At 42.7% G+C, this 18,751-nt stretch carries 14 protein-coding genes; 5 read left to right on the top strand and 9 right to left on the bottom strand.

Going from position 1 to position 18,751, the window contains the following annotated elements; genetic code table 11:
• Positions 1-4: 4 nt before the first annotated feature.
• From MUCPA_RS13980 to MUCPA_RS13970, 3 genes are read right to left on the bottom strand one after another with little or no spacing between them, the layout of a single operon-like run.
• Positions 5-3,133 (bottom strand): efflux RND transporter permease subunit, encoded by a 3,129-nt coding sequence (locus MUCPA_RS13980; RefSeq protein ID WP_008507190.1) that lies wholly within the window; start codon positions 3,131-3,133, stop codon positions 5-7.
• A 5-nt stretch (positions 3,134-3,138) separates the two neighbouring features.
• On the bottom strand, positions 3,139-4,215 hold the full coding sequence (locus tag MUCPA_RS13975) for an efflux RND transporter periplasmic adaptor subunit (RefSeq protein WP_008507189.1): 1,077 nt from the start codon (positions 4,213-4,215) through the stop codon (positions 3,139-3,141).
• Positions 4,216-4,233: 18 nt separating this feature from the next.
• Entirely contained in the window at positions 4,234-4,695 is a 462-nt protein-coding gene (locus MUCPA_RS13970; protein WP_008507188.1) for a MarR family winged helix-turn-helix transcriptional regulator, read from the bottom strand.
• A gap of 135 nt (positions 4,696-4,830) precedes the next feature.
• Between MUCPA_RS13970 and MUCPA_RS13965 the strand changes: the two genes are divergently transcribed.
• The 3 genes from MUCPA_RS13965 to MUCPA_RS13960 all read left to right on the top strand — a co-directional run bounded on the left by MUCPA_RS13965 (position 4,831) and on the right by MUCPA_RS13960 (position 7,546).
• The gene (locus tag MUCPA_RS13965) at positions 4,831-6,630 is read left to right on the top strand and encodes a M61 family metallopeptidase (RefSeq protein ID WP_008507187.1); all 1,800 of its coding nucleotides are present in this window, start codon (positions 4,831-4,833) and stop codon (positions 6,628-6,630) included.
• Between the two features lie 134 nt (positions 6,631-6,764).
• Positions 6,765-6,920 (top strand): lmo0937 family membrane protein, encoded by a 156-nt coding sequence (locus tag MUCPA_RS37745; protein WP_008507186.1) that lies wholly within the window; start codon positions 6,765-6,767, stop codon positions 6,918-6,920.
• Between the two features lie 302 nt (positions 6,921-7,222).
• Positions 7,223-7,546, top strand: a complete 324-nt coding sequence (locus MUCPA_RS13960; RefSeq protein ID WP_008507185.1) for a hypothetical protein — start codon at positions 7,223-7,225, stop codon at positions 7,544-7,546.
• A 44-nt stretch (positions 7,547-7,590) separates the two neighbouring features.
• On the opposite strand, the gene MUCPA_RS13955 is transcribed toward MUCPA_RS13960, so the two are convergent.
• The 4 genes from MUCPA_RS13955 to MUCPA_RS13940 all read right to left on the bottom strand — a co-directional run bounded on the left by MUCPA_RS13955 (position 7,591) and on the right by MUCPA_RS13940 (position 11,149).
• Entirely contained in the window at positions 7,591-8,046 is a 456-nt protein-coding gene (locus MUCPA_RS13955) for a ferritin-like domain-containing protein (protein ID WP_008507184.1), read from the bottom strand.
• Positions 8,047-8,074: 28 nt separating this feature from the next.
• Entirely contained in the window at positions 8,075-8,659 is a 585-nt protein-coding gene (locus tag MUCPA_RS13950) for a YciE/YciF ferroxidase family protein (protein ID WP_008507183.1), read from the bottom strand.
• 332 nt (positions 8,660-8,991) lie between these two features.
• Positions 8,992-10,044, bottom strand: coding sequence for a hypothetical protein (locus MUCPA_RS13945; protein ID WP_008507182.1), 1,053 nt, complete (start codon positions 10,042-10,044; stop codon positions 8,992-8,994).
• Between the two features lie 421 nt (positions 10,045-10,465).
• Positions 10,466-11,149, bottom strand: a complete 684-nt coding sequence (locus tag MUCPA_RS13940; protein ID WP_008507181.1) for an SIMPL domain-containing protein — start codon at positions 11,147-11,149, stop codon at positions 10,466-10,468.
• Between the two features lie 122 nt (positions 11,150-11,271).
• On the opposite strand from MUCPA_RS13940, the gene MUCPA_RS13935 reads away from it, so the two are divergent.
• The gene (locus MUCPA_RS13935; protein WP_008507180.1) at positions 11,272-12,912 is read left to right on the top strand and encodes a M28 family metallopeptidase; all 1,641 of its coding nucleotides are present in this window, start codon (positions 11,272-11,274) and stop codon (positions 12,910-12,912) included.
• A 130-nt stretch (positions 12,913-13,042) separates the two neighbouring features.
• Here MUCPA_RS13935 and MUCPA_RS36130 read toward each other — a convergent pair whose 3' ends face one another.
• Positions 13,043-15,853, bottom strand: coding sequence for a response regulator (locus MUCPA_RS36130; protein ID WP_008507179.1), 2,811 nt, complete (start codon positions 15,851-15,853; stop codon positions 13,043-13,045).
• 346 nt (positions 15,854-16,199) lie between these two features.
• Positions 16,200-16,787, bottom strand: coding sequence for a DUF4142 domain-containing protein (locus MUCPA_RS13925; protein ID WP_008507178.1), 588 nt, complete (start codon positions 16,785-16,787; stop codon positions 16,200-16,202).
• 301 nt (positions 16,788-17,088) lie between these two features.
• Between MUCPA_RS13925 and MUCPA_RS13920 the strand changes: the two genes are divergently transcribed.
• A complete protein-coding gene (locus MUCPA_RS13920; protein ID WP_008507177.1) occupies positions 17,089-18,387 on the top strand; it encodes an L-lactate MFS transporter in 1,299 nt (432 codons plus the stop codon).
• Positions 18,388-18,751: the final 364 nt, after the last annotated feature.

The following is an 18,751-nucleotide window of genomic DNA, read 5'->3' as shown; positions in this document are numbered from 1 at the left end:
TCAATTATGAATTATGTTCAAGTAAAAGCCCTTTTACTTCAGGTTGTGTTATTTCTTCCTCAGGCTCATCATCAGGATTGCGTTTTACGCTGGGCGAAAAAATGACATACATCATTGGGATAACATATAAGGTTAACACCAACGAGAAGAGCATCCCACCCATAATTACAATCCCTAAAGATACCCGGCTTTTAGCGCCCGCTCCTAAAGCGAAGGCTATAGGTATAGCGCCCAGCACTACAGCTAAACTTGTCATTAAGATAGGCCTTAAACGCGATGTGGCCGATTCAATCACGGCGTCAAGCTTAGACAGGCCATGTTCCATCCGCTGGTTAGCAAACTCAACTATCAAAATACCGTTTTTGGTTACCAAACCTACCAGGGTGATCATACCGATTTCGCTGAAGATATTGAGCGTTTGGTTAAACAGCCATAGAGATAAAAATGCCCCGGCAATAGCCAGCGGTACGGTTAACATCACTACAAAAGGATCTATAAAACTCTCAAATTGTGCGGCCAGTACCAGATAGATCAACAAAAGGGCAAACGCAAAGGCATATAGAATATTGGATGAGCTTTCGGCATAATCCCGGGAAGGGCCGGCCAGGTCTGAGCTAAAGGACGGATCTTTAATCACATCTTTAGCAATACGTTGCATCTCGGCAATACCATCGCCAATGGTGCGGCCAGGCGCCAGGCCTGCTGATACCGTTGCCGATTTAAACCTGTTAAAGTGATAAATGGATGGCGGAGTTGAGTTCTCGGTCATTTTTACCACGTTATCCAACTGGATTAGTTTACCTGCTGCGTTGCGTACGTAAACCGAAGCCAGATCGAGCGGCTTATCGCGGTTGGCACGGTCAACCTGTGCAATTACCTGGTACTGCTTGCCGCTGATCAGGAAATAATCTAAACGGCCGGCACTATAATACAATTGGAGCGTTTGAGCAATGTCGCTCACCGAAACGCCAAGGTCGCGGGCCCTGTCACGGTCAGTAACGATGGATAACTGCGGCTTGGTAAACTTAAGATTTACATCCACTCCCTGGAATACCGTGCTTTTATTCGCCTCGGCTAAAAACGAGGGCAACACTTTCCGCAGTTGTTCAAAATCCTGGTTCTGGATTACAAATTGTACTGGCAGCGATGTTTTGGCGCCGCTACCACCGCCGCTGATGGTTTGTTCCTGTATCACAAAGGTACGGGCATCGGGCATCCGCGAAAGCTTTTTGGTTAAATAATCGGCTAATTGCTGCTGTGTACGTGTACGTTCATCCGGCGTAACCAGGCCAACGCGGCCAAAACCCGTATTTACTGCGCCGCCGTTACCGGGAGCTACGTAAGTAATATTAACTTTTGCTTCGGGAATGGAATCTTCAACTACCCTGGATACCTTGTCCATGTATTTGGACATGAACTCGTACGATGCGCCTTCGGGGCCTGTAACCGACATCCTGAGCAAACTCCGGTCGTCAAGCGGGGCCAATTCAGAAGGGAGGGCTTTGTAGGTAAAAAAGATAATAACGAACGAGCCCAGCAGGATAACTACCGACACCCATTTGCGTTTCATGAATTTAACAAGCGAATCGGTATACGACGTTGTCATGTAAACAAAGAAAGGCTCGGTTTTTTCGTAAAACCTGGATTTCTTTTGATTTTTACGGATCAGCTTAACGTTCAGCATCGGGGTTAACGACAGCGATACAAATGCCGAAATCAACACTGAACCCGCCACTACTACCGCAAATTCGCGGAACAAGCGCCCTGTAAAGCCCGGTAAAAATACAATGGGCAAAAACACCGCTGCCAGCGTTACCGAAGTTGATATAACCGCAAAAAATATCTCGGCTGACCCCTCAAAGGCTGCTTTTCTGATCGGCATACCCTCTTCCACCTTTTTATAAATATTCTCGGTTACCACAATACCATCATCCACCACCAAGCCGGTTGCCAGCACAATACCTAACAGGGTTAATATATTGATAGAGAAGCCGAAAGCGTACATTATAAAAAATGTACCGATCAGCGATACAGGTATATCGATCAGCGGCCTGAAGGCGATAAGCCAGTCGCGGAAGAAAAGGTAGATGATGATCACTACCAGTACAAATGATATCAATAAGGTTTCTTCAACCTCGGAGATGGATTGGTTGATAAAGCGGGTATTATCCAGCGCTACCTCCACCTTAATATCGGGCGGCAGGTCCTTCTTCACCTGGTCGAGCCGTTTATAAAAATCTTTGGCTATCTGTACATAGTTGGCTCCCGGCTGTGGCACAATGGCCAAACCCACTTCGGGTATGCCTGATTCTTTTAAGCCCGTTTCTTCGTTTGAAGCTCCTAAAATAGCATAGCCAACATCGCTGAAGTGAATTACATGTGCACTGTCGGCTTTTAATATCAGGTTGTTAAAGTCTTTTTCGGTAGTTAACTTACCTAAGGCACGTATGGTTAACTCAGTGGTGTTTCCTTCAATTTTACCGGCAGGCAGCTCCACGTTCTCTTTGTTCAAGGCCGCGCTGATGTCGCTTGCAGCTAAACCGAGCGCCGTTAGTTTGGTGGGGTCGATCCATAAACGCATGGCATATTGGCGCTGCCCTTGTACGTTTACAGAGCTTACACCTGGTATGGTTTGCAGGGCCTGTTGTAAAACGTTTTCTGCATAATCGTCAATCTGCAAAATATTACGGGTATTGCTGCTTACGGTCAGGGTAATAATCTGGTCGGCGTTGGCATCGGCCTTGGTTACCACCGGGGGCGCGTCAATATCCTGTGGTAACTGCCTTTGGGCCTGCCCTACCTTGTCGCGCACGTCATTAGCCGCGGTTTCCAGGTCGGCATCCAGGTTAAACTCAACGGTGATATTACTGGAACCAACGGAGCTTGTTGATGAGATGTTACGAATGCCCGGGATACCGTTAATTACCTTCTCGAGCGGTTCGGTTATCTGCGATTCTATTACATCCGAGTTTGCACCCGAATAGCTGGTAGTTACAGTGATGATGGGCGGATCGACGGAAGGAAAATCCCTGACCCCCAAAAAGTTATAACCGATAATACCGAACACCACAATAACAATGGATAGCACGGTGGCCAAAACCGGCCTTTTTATACTGATAGAGGATAAACTCATAAGTTTTACTTAATAACTTTTACAACCTTGATAGCCACTTTGGGCCGCATTTGTATAATGCCGCTAACAATTAAACTGTCGCCTGCTTTTAAACCGCTCACCACCTGTAGCTGGGCGTCGGTACGGGTATCCGTTTTGATTGATTTTTGAACGGCGAGCCCATTTTTAGCTAAAAAAACATTGCTCCCTTTAATATCGGGGATAACAGCCTCCGTAGGTACCATGATGGTTTTCGGTATTTGGTCCAGATCAAAGTGAATTTTGGCAAAACTACCCGCTTTTAATATGCCCGTTTTGTTGTCGGCCCTTGCCCTGAGCGTAATTGACCTGGAGGTAATATCGATATTAGGCTCAATAGCGTATACCACGCCGGTAAATGTTTGGCGTGAGCTTTCTATATTAAATTTGATTTTGCTGTTGACGTGGATGAGCGATAAATATTTTTCGGGGACAGAGAAGGTTATTTTGGCCGGATCGATATTTACAAGCGTTGCGATGGATCCCTGGGGAGAAAGATAGCCGCCGGGGCTGATATTTCTTAAACCGATAATGCCCGAAAATGGAGCCCGAACCTCGGTTTTACTAATCTGGGCTTTCACCAGGTCGGCTTGTGCCTGGTAAGAGTTTAGCGAGGTTAACGATATATCATATTCCTCCTTGCTTATCGCTTCTTTGCTATACAATACCTTGTTACGGTACTCGGTTTGTTGGGCCAGCTTAATCTGTACTTGTATTTGCTTTAAGGAAGCCTGCAGATCCTTATCATAAACCTTTACCAGCAACTGTCCCTTTTGTACGTGGCCGCCTTCGTTAAAATAAATACCTGTGATGTTGCCAGCAGTCTCGCTGCGCAGCTCCACCTGCTCATTGGCTTCAATGGTTCCGGTTACATCAATGGAAGTGCTAAATGCTGTATCTTTAACGATCATTACATTAACCGGAACCGGGCCGCCTTTTTTTCCTTTTTTGCCCGGACCGGCCAATGCACTGGCCTCTTTAGCTTTGCTGCCATAAAATTTATTGTAAACAAGGTAGCCTATCAATAAGATTAATAAAGGGTAGATAATATACTTTGGCTTCATATGAAGATGGTTTGCAAATTAATGGTTTGATTTTTTGAGCTGAAAGGATACCCGTTTTGAGGCCAGCGGTATTAAGTTGACTGACATTTGCTGGAGTACTTCGTTAAATATATCTAATTTTTGAGAATTAATGCCCTCTGTTGCTTTATGGTTAAGCAGTTGGAAAGATTGGCGTATGGCAGGGATATCCTGCTGTGCTTTTTCTGTTATTTTAATCAATTGCCCGCGCCTGTCATCCGGGTTAAGTTCCCGGTAAACATAGCCTTTATCAGTAAGGCTGTTGATGATATTTACCATTGCCGATTTATCTTTACCGGTAATTTGGCCTAATTTTTTTTGTGTTAACTGGCCCTCATGTTCCGCTATAAGCAGTAATATAAAATGATACCTGTTAATATCAAGCTCCTCAACATGGTTTGAAAAAGCGCCGAGGTATATTTTAGCCAGCTGCGTTAATCTGCGCGAGATAGGTTCGTCCAATGGTCAGTAGTTAATTATAACAACAAAGCTATTTAGTTTGAACTGAAGATAGTTGTATGTATCAACCATATTACAGTTTGTACTGTCGTATTGGTCAGTTTTTATTTATGCACATTTTCCGTAAACTTGCCAGTCATGAAAAAAATCTTCTCCTGTATTTTTTATATTATACTACTTATTAAAATGGATTTAAACGCATCAGCAGCGATAATGCAAAGCAAAATTAATTATACTGTTACCTTTCCTGAAGCACAAGCTCATTATACGCATATTGAAATGACCATCACCGGGCTAACACAAGGTTTTGTAGATGTTAAAATGCCTGTATGGACACCGGGATCATACCTGGTAAGGGAATTTGCTAAAAATGTGGAAGGTTTTGTTGCGGAGGCTAACGGTGAAAAGGTTGCTGCCTCTAAAACCAGTAAAAACACCTGGCATATTGAAAGTGGTAGCGCATCATCAGTTAAAATTAGCTATGATGTATATTGTTTCGAGGTTTCCGTACGTACCAGCCTTGTTGATGCCTCGCAGGGTTTCCTCTCAACATCTGGTATGTTTATGTATCCCGACGGTATGCTGCATGAACCGTCAACGCTTCATATCATCCCGTATCAAGGCTGGAAAACTGTATCAACAAGCCTGGAGGCTGTTGGCGGCGACCCATTTACCTTGTATTCTCCAGATTACGATACTTTGTTTGATTCGCCTATCCAGGTGGGTAACCAGGATGTATTTGATTTTGACGCCGCCGGTGTAAAGTATGAGGTAGCCATGTGTGGGGGCGGTAACTATGATAAAGGCCGACTAAAAAAGGATATTACCAAAATTGTAGAACAAGAAACAGCCATTTATAACGATAACCCTAATAAAAGGTATGTTATTATTGTGCATAACTATGCTAAGGGCGGCGGCGGTTTAGAGCATTTGAGTTCAACCGTACTGGGCGCTACCCGCGATGGCTATACCAATGAAGCCACCTACCATAACTTTTTAGTGCTGGTGGCACATGAGCACTTCCATTTATGGAACGTTAAAAGGCTAAGGCCTTTTGCTTTGGGTCCGTTTGATTATGAAAAAGAAAACTATACCACTAATTTGTGGATAGCCGAAGGCTTTACCACCTATTACCAAAGCCTCATTATGAGGCGTGCCAATTTGTATGCCCTGGATGACCATCTTAAAATAGTTGCCGATAACCTTTCGGGGATTGATAATCAACCCGGCTCAAAAATACAACCGGTAAGCGAGGGCAGTTTTGATGCCTGGATTAAATTTTACAGGCCGAATGAAAATTCTGCCAATACCACCATATCTTATTACAACAAAGGCGCTGCTATAGCTATGCTGCTCGATCTGGAGATTATTTATGCCAGTAAAGCTACAATGTGTTTGGATGATGTAATGAAGTATATGTACGATGAATACTACAAGGCGAAAAAAAGAGGTTATACCGATGCCGAATTCAAAATAGCCCTTGAAAAATTCACTGGTAAAAATCTGGACGATTTTTATAAAAAACACATTAACGGCGTTGATGTTATTGATTACGACAATTACTTAAACTACGCCGGTTATAAACTGGTTAATACCTTAGCCAACCGTAATGATGCTTTTTTAGGCATAAGCCTGGCCCCTATTACAGGGCGAAATATTATTGCGAGCATTAGCCGGAATAGCCCCGCCTGGGTTGCGGGTGTAAGCGCTAATGATGAGTTACTGGCTATAGACGGTGCATCGGTTAGCGATTTGGATAAATACCTTGCCAAAAAGAAACCCGGAGATCAAATTGAACTGAACTTAAACCGCGATGGCATCGAAATCAAGTTGAGTATTACTTTATCAAAAAATGAACAAGTAAAATATAGCATAAGCGATACAGGTAAGGCCAGCGCAGAGCAATTGGCTGTGCGAAAAAAATGGCTGAATCTTTAATGATGTAAGAGTTAATTGTTCGGAGGATTATTTTTTGTTAAATTGAAAAATAGTTAAAACAATTTCCTATATATTAACTTTTGTATATAGAAAAACATATTAACTATTTTTATTAACTTTTAAAACAATCTACCATGAATTCATTATTGTATATCGTAGCCGTTATTCTGATTATAGGATGGGCACTTGGCGTGTTTATGTATTCGGCAACCGGTTTAATCCATGTATTGCTTGTAATAGCTGTTATTTCGTTGATATTGGGCCTAATCAGAAGGCCGACAACTATTTAAGATATTATTTTAATAAACTACAACCTGGGCTTAGCGTCCGGGTTTTTTTATTATTTTTTTCGAACTGAAAGGAAATATTTTTTCCAGAAATTTAATTTTATTTACTCCGATTAGTGACCTGCTGGAATTTTGGCTGCGCGTATTAATTTAAAGATAAAAATTTTTCTGTAGTTAAAAGAAAGTTATGGGTGCAACCGATAGGCTAACTCTTCTGCTATATAAAGTATAAAACATTATTGATTTAAATTTCGTTTACAGGGTCTAATTAATACATTATCGCCCTGATTTTAAATCATTAAACTATGATACCCGAGTTGCCAGAATATCTTTTATGTGAGGATCCGACAGCGGAGGAGGAGAATCTTTTTATCTACCACGTTCCCTCAAGATCACTCACGCATATTATACATACCAATTCTATTCCCGATATTGAGGAGGATCTTCGGCATCGTAACCGTCGGCATTTTGACTACACTTACCGAAATAATTTAGGTAAAACCGAAAGAATAATGTTTTTTGGGGAAATTGTGGATCCGAGCCATAATACCGAGCAGTGGATATTAGAGCGTTGTGCCCACTGGTATGCTTGCTACCTGGGCTGGGAAGCGGATTGCGAAGGTGATTAGAAAGTATAAAAGAAAAAGCCCCTTAAATACAGGGGCTTTTTCTTTTAGGAATATACTCTGAGTAATTGCTCGGCCTTAATCAGTGCACGTTCAATACCGTCTCTCTGATCCTGCAGTAACTCCCTTAATTCTGGTGTAAGGGTATCGCCCTGTAATACTTCATCATATGAAGCAATCGCTGCCTTTTCGCCGGTGATACAGGCTTCTAAAGCAACGTGCTCCTCATCGTTGGTTAATTTATATTTGATATCGATCCACAAGCGGTGCAGCGTACCCAGCGTACCGCCAGTCTGGTTGTCGGCATCTCCACCTAACTGGCGAATCTGGGCTTTCAACTCGTTGGCATATTCTGTACGTTGTATCACATAATCTGTAAACAGGGTAGTAAACTCAATACCTTTGGACTTATCGGCCGCTTTGCGGTAACCCTCAATACCATCATTGCATATCAGCAGTAGGTGCTCCAGCTGCTCTTGTAGTTTATCATTCGTGTTTTCCATGGCTTTTCTCCTCTCAAGCGTGGTTTAGTTATTTTTTCTCGCTCTTTGCTGGAGTATTAACAGTGTTTTCGGCAACTTGTGTTAATAAACTGTCGGCATTTTTTTCTTCGGCCAAAGTGGCTTCCAATAATTCAACCGCTTCGCTGTAGCCTAAAACGTTAGCTAAGGTTGCCATTGTTCCGTATGATGCGATCTCATAGTGTTCAACTTTTTGAGCTGCCGATATAATAGCCACGTCACGTACCATGGTGCCTTTTTCGGTTTCGCTCAACAATTCTTCGGCTTCTTTCAAAAGGCCAGCCATAGCCTCACATTTTACCGCGGCTGCTTTTTCGCCTATCGAGTTAAAAACAGACTCTAACCTTGTTACATGGTTCTCTGTTTCTTTCAAGTGATTTTCAATGGTGGTTTTTAACTCTGCCGATGTAGCGCCTTTAATCATTTTGGGTAATGCTTTTGCTAAGTTTTTTTCGGCCCAATAAATATCTTTTAGCTCATCAATAAACAATTCGTTTAAGGCTGAATCTTTTACCTCTTCGGTTTTTGGAGCTGTTGCTTGTTTAGGAGCTGTTGCTTGTTTTGATGTTGCCGGTTTTGCTGTTGCAGTTTTCATAGTAGATTTTTTTATGTTGTTAAGTACAGTTACAACGCAATGGGGCAGGTAGTGTTTTAATTAAAAAATAATTTATTTCTTTTTAATTAAAAAATTGTCGGATTATTAATTTTATAATCTTGGTTACAGCAGTTTTTGTCGGAATGGTAATTTGGAGAAGTGCATTGGAGTTTTAGCCGCTGTTAAGCTGCCGGCCTAAAACAATGCTTAATACCTGATATCTTTATAAAGCGACTAAGCAGTTCGATATGGGGAAAGGCTGCCGGCTATCTTAATCAGTGAACCTTGCTAAGATACATTGATGTTTTTGGTGCCGCACCGCACTGTTTAGTTCACGTCAGCTTGATCCTGGTAAGTATCACATTGAGATGCTCGGTTAATATCTGGCCCATGGTATCGCAATTTTTAAATGCCGAAATGTTATGGAACTCGCCAAGCTCTGCAGCCAGGCTTTTTACTTTTTCTTGAGTCGAAATTTCTTCCGGACGCATTACTTCTAAAAGGTCACTCAACCTTGCACGCGATGTTCGAGCACGGTTAGAAATTAAGCTACGCTCCTCTTCCTGGTATTGGCGCATGGTGGTTTCGGTAATGTATTTTTTACCGAGCGTTACCAGTACGTTATTCTCTTTAAAGAAATGGGGCAGGTAAAATTTCCGCCGCCCTTCATACGATTGCTGATCGAAATCAATAGCCCTGATGCGATATTGGTTGCCCTCAATATCGGGAGTAATATCAACCACAAAATTATACGACCGCATATCGCCCAGCAGGCGGGCAAAACAGCGTTCGTTAAACTTCACAAACTCTTTGCAAACGCGGATCTGGTTAAATTTAGAAGTTTGCAGCCGGTGGTCATAAAATACATCACCAGGTAAACCTGGGATGTGCTCCTCTATCAGGGTGTCGCCATTGGATAAGTATACAATACGGTTAGGCGAAAGCACATGTTCCAGCTCGAGGCCGTAAACACGCGAGGCATCGGCAGTTTTAACGTAAAAATGATCGTAATTATCATTTAAACGGTTAATGATCCGGACGCGGAACGGGTGCGAATTACCAAAGGCGCAATAATCAACCCGGGCTACCGAAAGATGTTCCATTACCTCGATATCGCCATCGGCACGCAATAAGGCGTAAGTATGGGTAAGCCCGGGGAATAGTTCGCGCATCTCACTTTGATCGTAATAAACCGTTTGCCACAGGGTATCTGTGCCGTCTTTATTCAATAGCGGCGTATGCATATTAAAGCGCAACAGATCGGAGTATTTGATGGGTAGTTTTACCTCTCGGTTATACCTCCCCAGATACTTCCGCAAGGTATCACTGATAGGGTAGCAGGATTTTTTTTTAGATGGGACGTCTTCCCGGGGATGTTCAGACATGGCTTTGACTTATAGCCTTAAAGGTATAGCTTTTTAATGAATAAGTTTAGTGCCCACGTCTTAAACAACAGCCCCCTCTAAATCTCCCCCGGTAGGGGAGACTTTTATTCTTTTTTTTAAGCCATCCCTACTTGGCTACCGTGTACTCATATCTTTTTAAGTAAAACCCCATCGGGGTTAAAGTGGTATTATATTGGTGAAATGGATTTTGCGTGCCATAAGTACGAAACTTCTTCGCTTTTTGTTAGCCGCAATTTCAAGAAAACAGATCATCATACAGCGGATATGTACCTTACCTACGGCACGAAACGTTTGTGATTGTTTATTTCTACCGAGCTTTTACTCTCCGGAGTATTTTTAATGATACCCAAAAGATGTGGGCACACGGTATAGCCTACTTGGGGATGGCTGGTTAGGGCCTTTATTTTACAATCTCAAATACTACTTTGATCTGGAAGCTTAGCTTGATCTTTTTATAATCAATATCCTGCCCTGCTCCGGCATCGGCAACCGCGCTTTTGGCCATATACATCACGTTGCGTATCGGCGTGTAGCCGCCATTATCAATCTCGGTAACCTCAATGGCGCCGCCTAATTTTTCGCCTATTCCATTGAGCAAAAAGGCTGCCTTATCTTTAGCGGCCAATAGTGCTTTCAATTTGAGCTGATTTTTAAGCTCTTCTATTTTAGAGTAATCGCTGCTTTCTATGTAAGTACTTTCAATACCTTTGGCATCAACACTGGCTAATATCTGGTTAATTTTGTTCAGGTTATGAAACTTGATGCGGTATTGCTTGCTCGCCAAAAAGTTAGGATCTTTCTTTTTTTGGTAAGTGGCATAGCCCGAGATGTTGTTAATGGTAAAATCTTCCTTTGGTATGCCGGCCTCGGTCAGGGCCTTTTGTAGCTCGCCTTCCAGGGTCTCAATGCTCACCCTGCTTTTACCGTCCATGTACTCTTTTAGGGATATCGAAAAATAGATAATATCCGGGGTAACCTCGGTTTCGGCAGTGCCGGTAACCTCTATTTTACGGCGCATATCAACCGTTTGTGCGCTTGCATTTAAAGTGAATAATACTATCGCGGCAAAAAATATTTTTTTCATAATCGTGGTGTTTAAGTTTATAGACGAGTTATCATGTGATAATGTAACACGATATTTTGATTTATGTTCTAACGTTGTGACTGGCAGTAAAATAATTTTATATTTGGCTATATAAGCAAGTCATGAAATCAATTTATAACTACCTGACCATATTACCCGCTTTTATTCTTTTAGCGGGATGCGGTGTTAAACAAAGTAAATCCTTTGGACCCATTACTCCCGATGCCATAAAAAACCAGATAGCTGTTTTAGCTAACGACTCGCTGATGGGGCGCAAGCCTTTTACCGAAGGTGAAGTGAGGGCAACCCGTTATATTGCTGCTGAATTTAAAAAAGCGGGTTTGGAGCCAGGCAATCAGGGTAGTTATTTTCAGGATGTACCCATGGTGCAGGTAGCAAGTACGCCGTCGCCTACGATGGCTATCAGCGGAAAAGCCAGTATGTCACTCAAAGCAGTGGAAGATTTTGTTGTTTTTAGCCGACGGGAGCAGGACACTCTGCAACTAAAAAATTCGCCACTGGTATTTGCAGGCTATGGCGTTGTGGCGCCGGAGTATCATTGGAATGACTATGCCGGATTGGATGTAAAAGGTAAAACAGTAGTGGTGCTGGTTAACGACCCGGGCTTTAAATCGGGCGACGCTACCTTGTTTAAGGGCGATACCATGACCTATTATGGCCGATGGACCTATAAGTTTGAAGAGGCCGCCCGACAGGGTGCCGCCGGAATTGTCATTGTGCATCAAACGGAACCCGCGAGCTATGGCTGGTCGGTTATTAAAAACAGTAACACAGGCGCCAGGTTATATTTGCAGCAGCCGGATAAGCATATGTCGCGCTGTAAAATGGAGGGCTGGATTACCGAGGACGCCGCTAAAAAGCTATTTGCTGCCGCAGGTATTACCGGCGATTTTAGGGCCCTGGCCCGTAAAAAAGATTTTAAGGCTATACCGTTAAATATGAATTTAACCGTGGGCATCAGCAATAAGTTGAAGTATGCCATGTCCCGCAATGTAATAGCCCGGTTAAAAGGAAGCAAGCAGCCTGATGAAAATATTATTTATACCGCACACTGGGATCATTTTGGTACAGGCCCGGCTGTTAAAGGCGACTCTATTTACAACGGCGCTGTTGATAATGCCAGCGGCGTAGCGGCTTTAATAGCTATGGCCAACGCCTTTAGCCAGGCAAAGGATAAACCTAAACGCTCAATTGTTTTTTTAGCCGTTACCGGAGAAGAGCAGGGCTTGCTGGGGTCTGAATTTTATGCCACGCATCCTGTTTTTGCGCTTAACAAAACTGTGGCTAACTTAAATATGGATGCCCTTGGCTTTTATGGCGAAACCAAAGACCTGGCTATTACCGGAAAGGGACAGAATGATCTGGACGATTATGTTGCCGCGGAAGCCGCAAAATTCGGTTTAACCGTTGTAGGCGATACCAAGCCTGGCGCCGGGAGCTATTATCGCTCAGACCATTTCAACTTTGCTAAGGTTGGTGTACCGGCCCTGGACATGAATACCGGCCTCAAAAGCACTAATCACGATGATGAATGGACCAAAAAGCAAAAAAAGGATTATAACGAGCACCGCTATCACCAGGTAAGCGATAATTACACTGCCGACATGGATGCCTCGGGTATGGCCGAAATTTCTAATATCCTTTACCATATCGGGTATAAATTAGGCAACGAAACTACTTTCCCGGGGTGGAAGCCTAAGTCGGAGTTTAAGATGATCAGAGATAAAATGATGGGGAAATAGTTTTAATGTGCAAATGCGTTGATGTGCAGGTGTATAAATGTAGGTGCACATCAACACATTAGGTTATGTAGGGGCCTGTTTTTAAATAACCTGATGAGATTTAATACTGATTACAGACAGGTTTTAAATTTCAAATCGGTTTTAATTGGGTATTGAATTGGCGCTGCCGGGTGATATCCACTTTGGACAGGGCCGTTAGAAAGCTCTCCAGGTGAATGGGTTTGGATAGATAGTCATCCATTCCTGCCTTTAGGCAATCCTCCTTATCCTCGGGCATGGCGTTGGCCGTCATCGCGATAATAAAAGGCTGCTCTATTTTACTGCTCCTGATTATTTGGGTAGCCTCCAGCCCGTCCATCATTGGCATTTGTATGTCCATCAGAATCACATCAAACTTATGAAGCTCTGTTAAGGCTATTACCTCCAAGCCGTTTTGAGCAACTGTGGCCTCGTACCCCAATTTGCTTAGTATGCGTAAAATAAGCTTCTGGTTAATCAGGTTATCTTCGGCTACCAGTATGTTAAGCGGATGCTTTTCGGCAAATTCCGGCGTTAGCAAAACCGGTGTTGACTGCTGATGAACTTCGGGCTCCGGGTTTTGCTGTAAACTGGTTTGTATTACCCTGCCCAATTGTTGTTGTTTAACAGGTTTGTTTAAAACAGCAGTAAACAAACCAGGATATTTGGTTTTGGCCTCGTCGCCCCTTGAGCTTAATAAAACAACAGGCATTTTCGCATTTTTATTTTTAATAATTGCTGCAAAGTCGATGCCATCCATATCGGGCATTTGCATATCGGTTAATACGAGATCAATACGGTGCTTGGCCAATAATGTTAAGGCTTCGCTTGCAGAGGCAGCCATTAAAGGCACTAATTTCCATTGCTCCAGTTGCACCTGTAATATTTTGCGGTTGGTTTGATTATCATCTACCACCAAAATAACTTTGCCCTCGTGGCCGGCCAAAACGTATGGTACATGCAGGCGGATATCCTGCTGGCTTTCTTCGGCTTTGATGCTGAACCTGAAAGTTGTTCCAAGATCCAATTGGCTCTCTACCGTAATTTGCCCTTCCATCAGGTGAACCAGACGTTCGCATATGGCAAGGCCAAGACCGCTGCCGCCATACCGGCGTGTGGTTGACGAGTCGATCTGCGAGAACGCCTTAAATAGCCGTGGCAATTTGTCGCGCGGGATACCGATCCCCGTGTCTTTAACTTCAAAAGCCAGTTCAAGTGAATGATCATCCGTTCGGCTAAGTAAGCTAACGCCTAAAAAAACCTCGCCCTTGCTTGTAAACTTAATGGCATTCCCAACAAGGTTAATGAGCACCTGTTTCAGGCGAAGACTATCGGCAATAATGTGTGCCGGAACCTCATATCCTATCTGGTAAACCAGATCGAGCCCAATCCGCGCCACCTTTCCCGAAAAAATATCCATCACCTCTTCAATACACTGCCTCAGGTTAAATTGATGCGGATCAAGGTCAAGTTTGCCCGATTCTATTTTAGAAAAATCGAGCACATCACTAATTACACTCAGTAAGGTTTCGCCGCTATTTTTTATGGTCGACACGTACTCCCGCTGCTCATTATTCAGGGTTGTTTCCTCTAACAATGATGCCATGCCCAATACACCGTTCATTGGGGTGCGTATTTCGTGACTCATGGTGGCTAAAAATACACTTTTGGCCTGGTTAGCTTTTTCCGCGTCTTCGCGCGCGGCCTGTTCCTGTTGCCTCTGCGAAAGCAGTTCTTCATTCAAGGCCCTTAGTTCTTCGCTTTGCGCCTGTAATTCTTCCGACTGTTCTTGCAATTCCTGGTTAACGCCACGCATTTGCTCCGATTTTTTTTGCAATTCACCGGTGCGTTGGTTAAGGTTATTGATATAGGTTTTTAACGTAGTTTTCAGTAAATTGAAATCATTATACAACTTCTCTATCTCTATGCTGTTGGGCATAATGCTATGTTCGGCGGGAGCTTCCTTGATGTCGTGAAAATCAGAAGCAATAAAAGCAGACATCCTTTTGTTTAATTCGCTGATGTCGCGGGTAAGATATTTAGAGAACAAAAAGCCCAGTAGTATAATAAAAAATAGCGAGGCTACAGAGATACTGATGAGCAGATGGTTAAACCATTGGTATAAATTGTGGGCTTCCTGGTTGGCTAAGGTATTGGTATAAGCGTATTGGCGGTCAAATTGGTTAATATCATACTGGGTTTGCGGCACAATTCCTGTTTTACCATTTATGCCTAATTGTTCGGTGTATTTTGTTAATAGGGTAAAATGAGTTTTATAATTAACCAGGTTGTTAAAAGTTTTGCTGCCGCGATGCTCCCTATTGAGCAATATGCCCATCTGATCAAAAAACAAATCTGCATACGCTGATTTACCGCGAAGCATGTAATCTTTTTCGTGCCTTCTTAACTGCAGGATTCCGGTTTTGGGCACCAGGCTCGAATCTTCTATCCAATGGGCGTATTTGCGCATATTTCCTTCCACGCCGTAATTTTCGAATCCCCTGGCTAAAAAAACAGATTTAAGTAATTGCCCCTCCAGCAGGGTATGCCTGCTTAAAACGCTTAAGCTATCTAACGGGCTATTAATATTTAGCTGGTTTTTTGCAGTTCTTAGTTTAGTAAGGTGACTGCCGATACTGGTTTGCAATGCTAAAAATTGATCGATATCCTTTTGTTTGCCTGTGATATAAAAGGACGGCTGGTGATAGCCGGATAACATGAATTTTTGAAGGTAAGCGGTACTTTCCAGATATTGGATCTGGATCTCTGTCAACTTAGCCGAAAATGCCCGCAGGCGTGTTTGCTGGCCGTCTATCACCTGGTAGGCAATCATCCAAACCAGAATAACGAAGATAAAAGTAAAGAAACTTAGCAGCAGCCTCGTTTTGAATGAACGGAGGAATTGAATATGTGGAAATTTCACGGGTAATTTTACGCAAAAACCAATACCTTGTTGTTAACCTTAGGTTAAGTTTTTAACTTATTATAAGCATGAAGAGGGAAGTGAAAGCATCACACTATTAATTCGCGCCGGCAAATCAATATACTTGATCGCTAATATTGGGGATGATCCTTGATAATAAAAAAATCAGGATGATACTAACCAGGCAAAGCTGCTTTTCAAGCTCCGAAAAGTGCTTACTGCTGGTTAACGCAAAAAAATCTTCCATAAATCAGCACCGATACCCAAGTCGGCTTGAATAAAAAAAACGATGGAATTTCCTCCATCGTTTTTATAAATACGTTCTGCTGTATGTTATTCCGCAGAATTATTTCATGCTATCATGAATTTTGTTGATAGCTTCCAGATGAGTTTGCACCACGGGAGCAGTTTTTGCGGCGAAACCCTTCAATTCGGCATCTTTTCCGTCTTTTGCTTCGTCTTTCATCAAATCGAGAGTCTTTTTGTGCCCGTCAACCATAGCGTCAACATAGGCCTTGTCAAAATCTTTGCCGGTTAATTTAGTCAGGTCATCCATTTTTTTCTGATGATCCGCATCAACAGCGGCTGGTAAAGTAATGTTTTTTTCTTTAGCTATCGCCATCAACTCATCGTTGGCTTTACCGTGATCGGCAACCATCATGGTTGCAAAGTCTTTAATTTGTGCGTTGCTGGTTTTGGTTAAAGCTAATTTTCCTAAAGCAACTTCGGCCATACCACCGTTAGCGGCAGCTGTGGCAAATTTAGCATCATCATTGGTAACCGCTATACCACCTGTATTCATAGCGTTGGATGTAGTGTCCTTGGTTTTGTTTAAACTGTCGGCATTTTCTTTGGCATCTTTGGCCGGGCCATTACAAGCCTCAACAGATACAGCAACAGCTGCAATCATCAATAAATAACTTAACTTTTTCATAGGATTTTTTTTGTATGAATAACATTATTTTATTGGTTAAGTTTTTAAACTATAAAAGAAAATTATATCTCCATGGTAATTTATCTTTCAGTTCAAGTATGCGTGGGAAGTATACCTGGTTTATAATGCCATCGTACCAACCAATTGAGGTATGTTCTTTCACGGTATAAAATTGCTATCCAGTTTCAATTTTACCTATCATATCAATAAATAAAATTCAAATCAATTATAATCCTGACAAACATCATTTTTTAGCCCATGCGGCGGCCCTTACTTTGTGCGTTCATTAATTTATAAAAACATGAGTAAGGTAAAAAACAGGTGGTTGGTTGCGGCATCTGCTGTAGGGATACACCTATCAATCGGCTCGGTATATGCCTGGAGCGTATACACCAAACCCCTAATAGAAAAATTTGGCTGGAGTTTAAAAGAAACACAGTTTACTTTTAGCCTCGCTATATTTTGCCTGGGCCTGTCGGCAGCTTTTTTAGGCCATTTTCTTGAAAAATATGGTCCCCGGAAATCCGGTTTGCTTACAGCCATTTTGTTCGGACTTGGCATAGTGGGCTCGGGCCTTGCCGTACACCTGGCATCGTTACCCTTGTTATATGTATCTTACGGTATTATTGGTGGTGTTGGCCTTGGTATAGGCTACATCACGCCGGTAGCTACACTGGTTAAATGGTTTCCAGACAAAAGGGGACTGGCAACCGGCCTGGCCATTATGGGCTTTGGTTTTGCAGCATTGGTAAGCGGGCCACTTATTGTTAAGCTTATTGCAACTGTAGGTATTGCCAATACCTTCTTTATCATGGGGAGTATTTATTTTGTAGTGATATTTGCATCCTCGCGTTACCTTACCCCGCCACCCGAAGGCTGGTTGCCCGAAGGGATGAAGGTTGCCGCCGAAACAGGCAAAAAAGAAGCCGATACCGATCTTTCTCAACTAAGTGCTAACGAGGCTATTAAAACCCGGCGCTTCTGGTACCTCTGGACCATGCTTTTCATCAATATCAGTTGCGGAATAGCTATTATTTCGGCAGCATCGCCCATGGCGCAGGAAGTTGCAGGTTTAAGCCCTGTAGCCGCAGCGGCCATGGTTGGTTTTATGGGTATATTTAACGGCGGTGGACGCATTGGCTGGTCGTCGCTATCAGATTATGTGGGCAGGCCAAATACCTTCTCCATGCTTTTGGGTATCCAGATCCTTGCATTCTTGCTTATCCCTAATATATCAAACGCTATTATTTTCCAGGCAGTTATATTTTTAATTATATCCTGCTATGGCGGTGGTTACTCAACACTGGCCGCGTACATCGGCGATATGTTTGGCACAAAAGAAATTGGTGCTATCCTGGGTTATATCCTTACAGCATGGGCTGCTGCAGGCTTAGCAGGCCCTTTATTTGCCGCTATGATCCGCACGGCTACCAATAGCTATAACGGAAGTTTGTATTGTTTTGCAGGCCTACTGGTAGTGGCACTGATAATATCCTTTATGTTGAAAAAAGAAATTAAAAAACTGAAGGCGGAAAAAAAACTGCTGGAAGAGTTAATGGGTGACTATGTGGACATGAATGTTACCGAATTTATGGATTGAGAGAGAGTGTGTGTTTAAATCAAATAGTGAGCATCGGCTGGTGAAAGGGCCGGTGCTTTTTTTTGTAAAAACCAGTATCGGTCTCGAGCCGGTAGTACTAAGTGGGGGCGCCTGTTTCACTTCCGGATCCTGACTCAAGCCTCAAGTCCGGCGCGATGATTAATACCCCAGAGTAGTAGCTCTTTATACATTAACTGCACAAAAAAATCGCTTTTTTAAATTGTCAATATGTTAAAAAACAAGCAAAATAACTATCACAAATTATTATTTCTGCTATTTACTTTAGTGTTTACAATATAAATGCTAATAATTTTTATTAATATTTAATTAGTGATTGCCGTCATTCTTCTCCCTGAAAAGCCGC

The organism is Mucilaginibacter paludis DSM 18603 (assembly GCF_000166195.2).
Classification (GTDB): Bacteria; Bacteroidota; Bacteroidia; order Sphingobacteriales; family Sphingobacteriaceae; genus Mucilaginibacter; species Mucilaginibacter paludis.
This window is presented reverse-complemented; position numbering and strand designations above follow the sequence as displayed.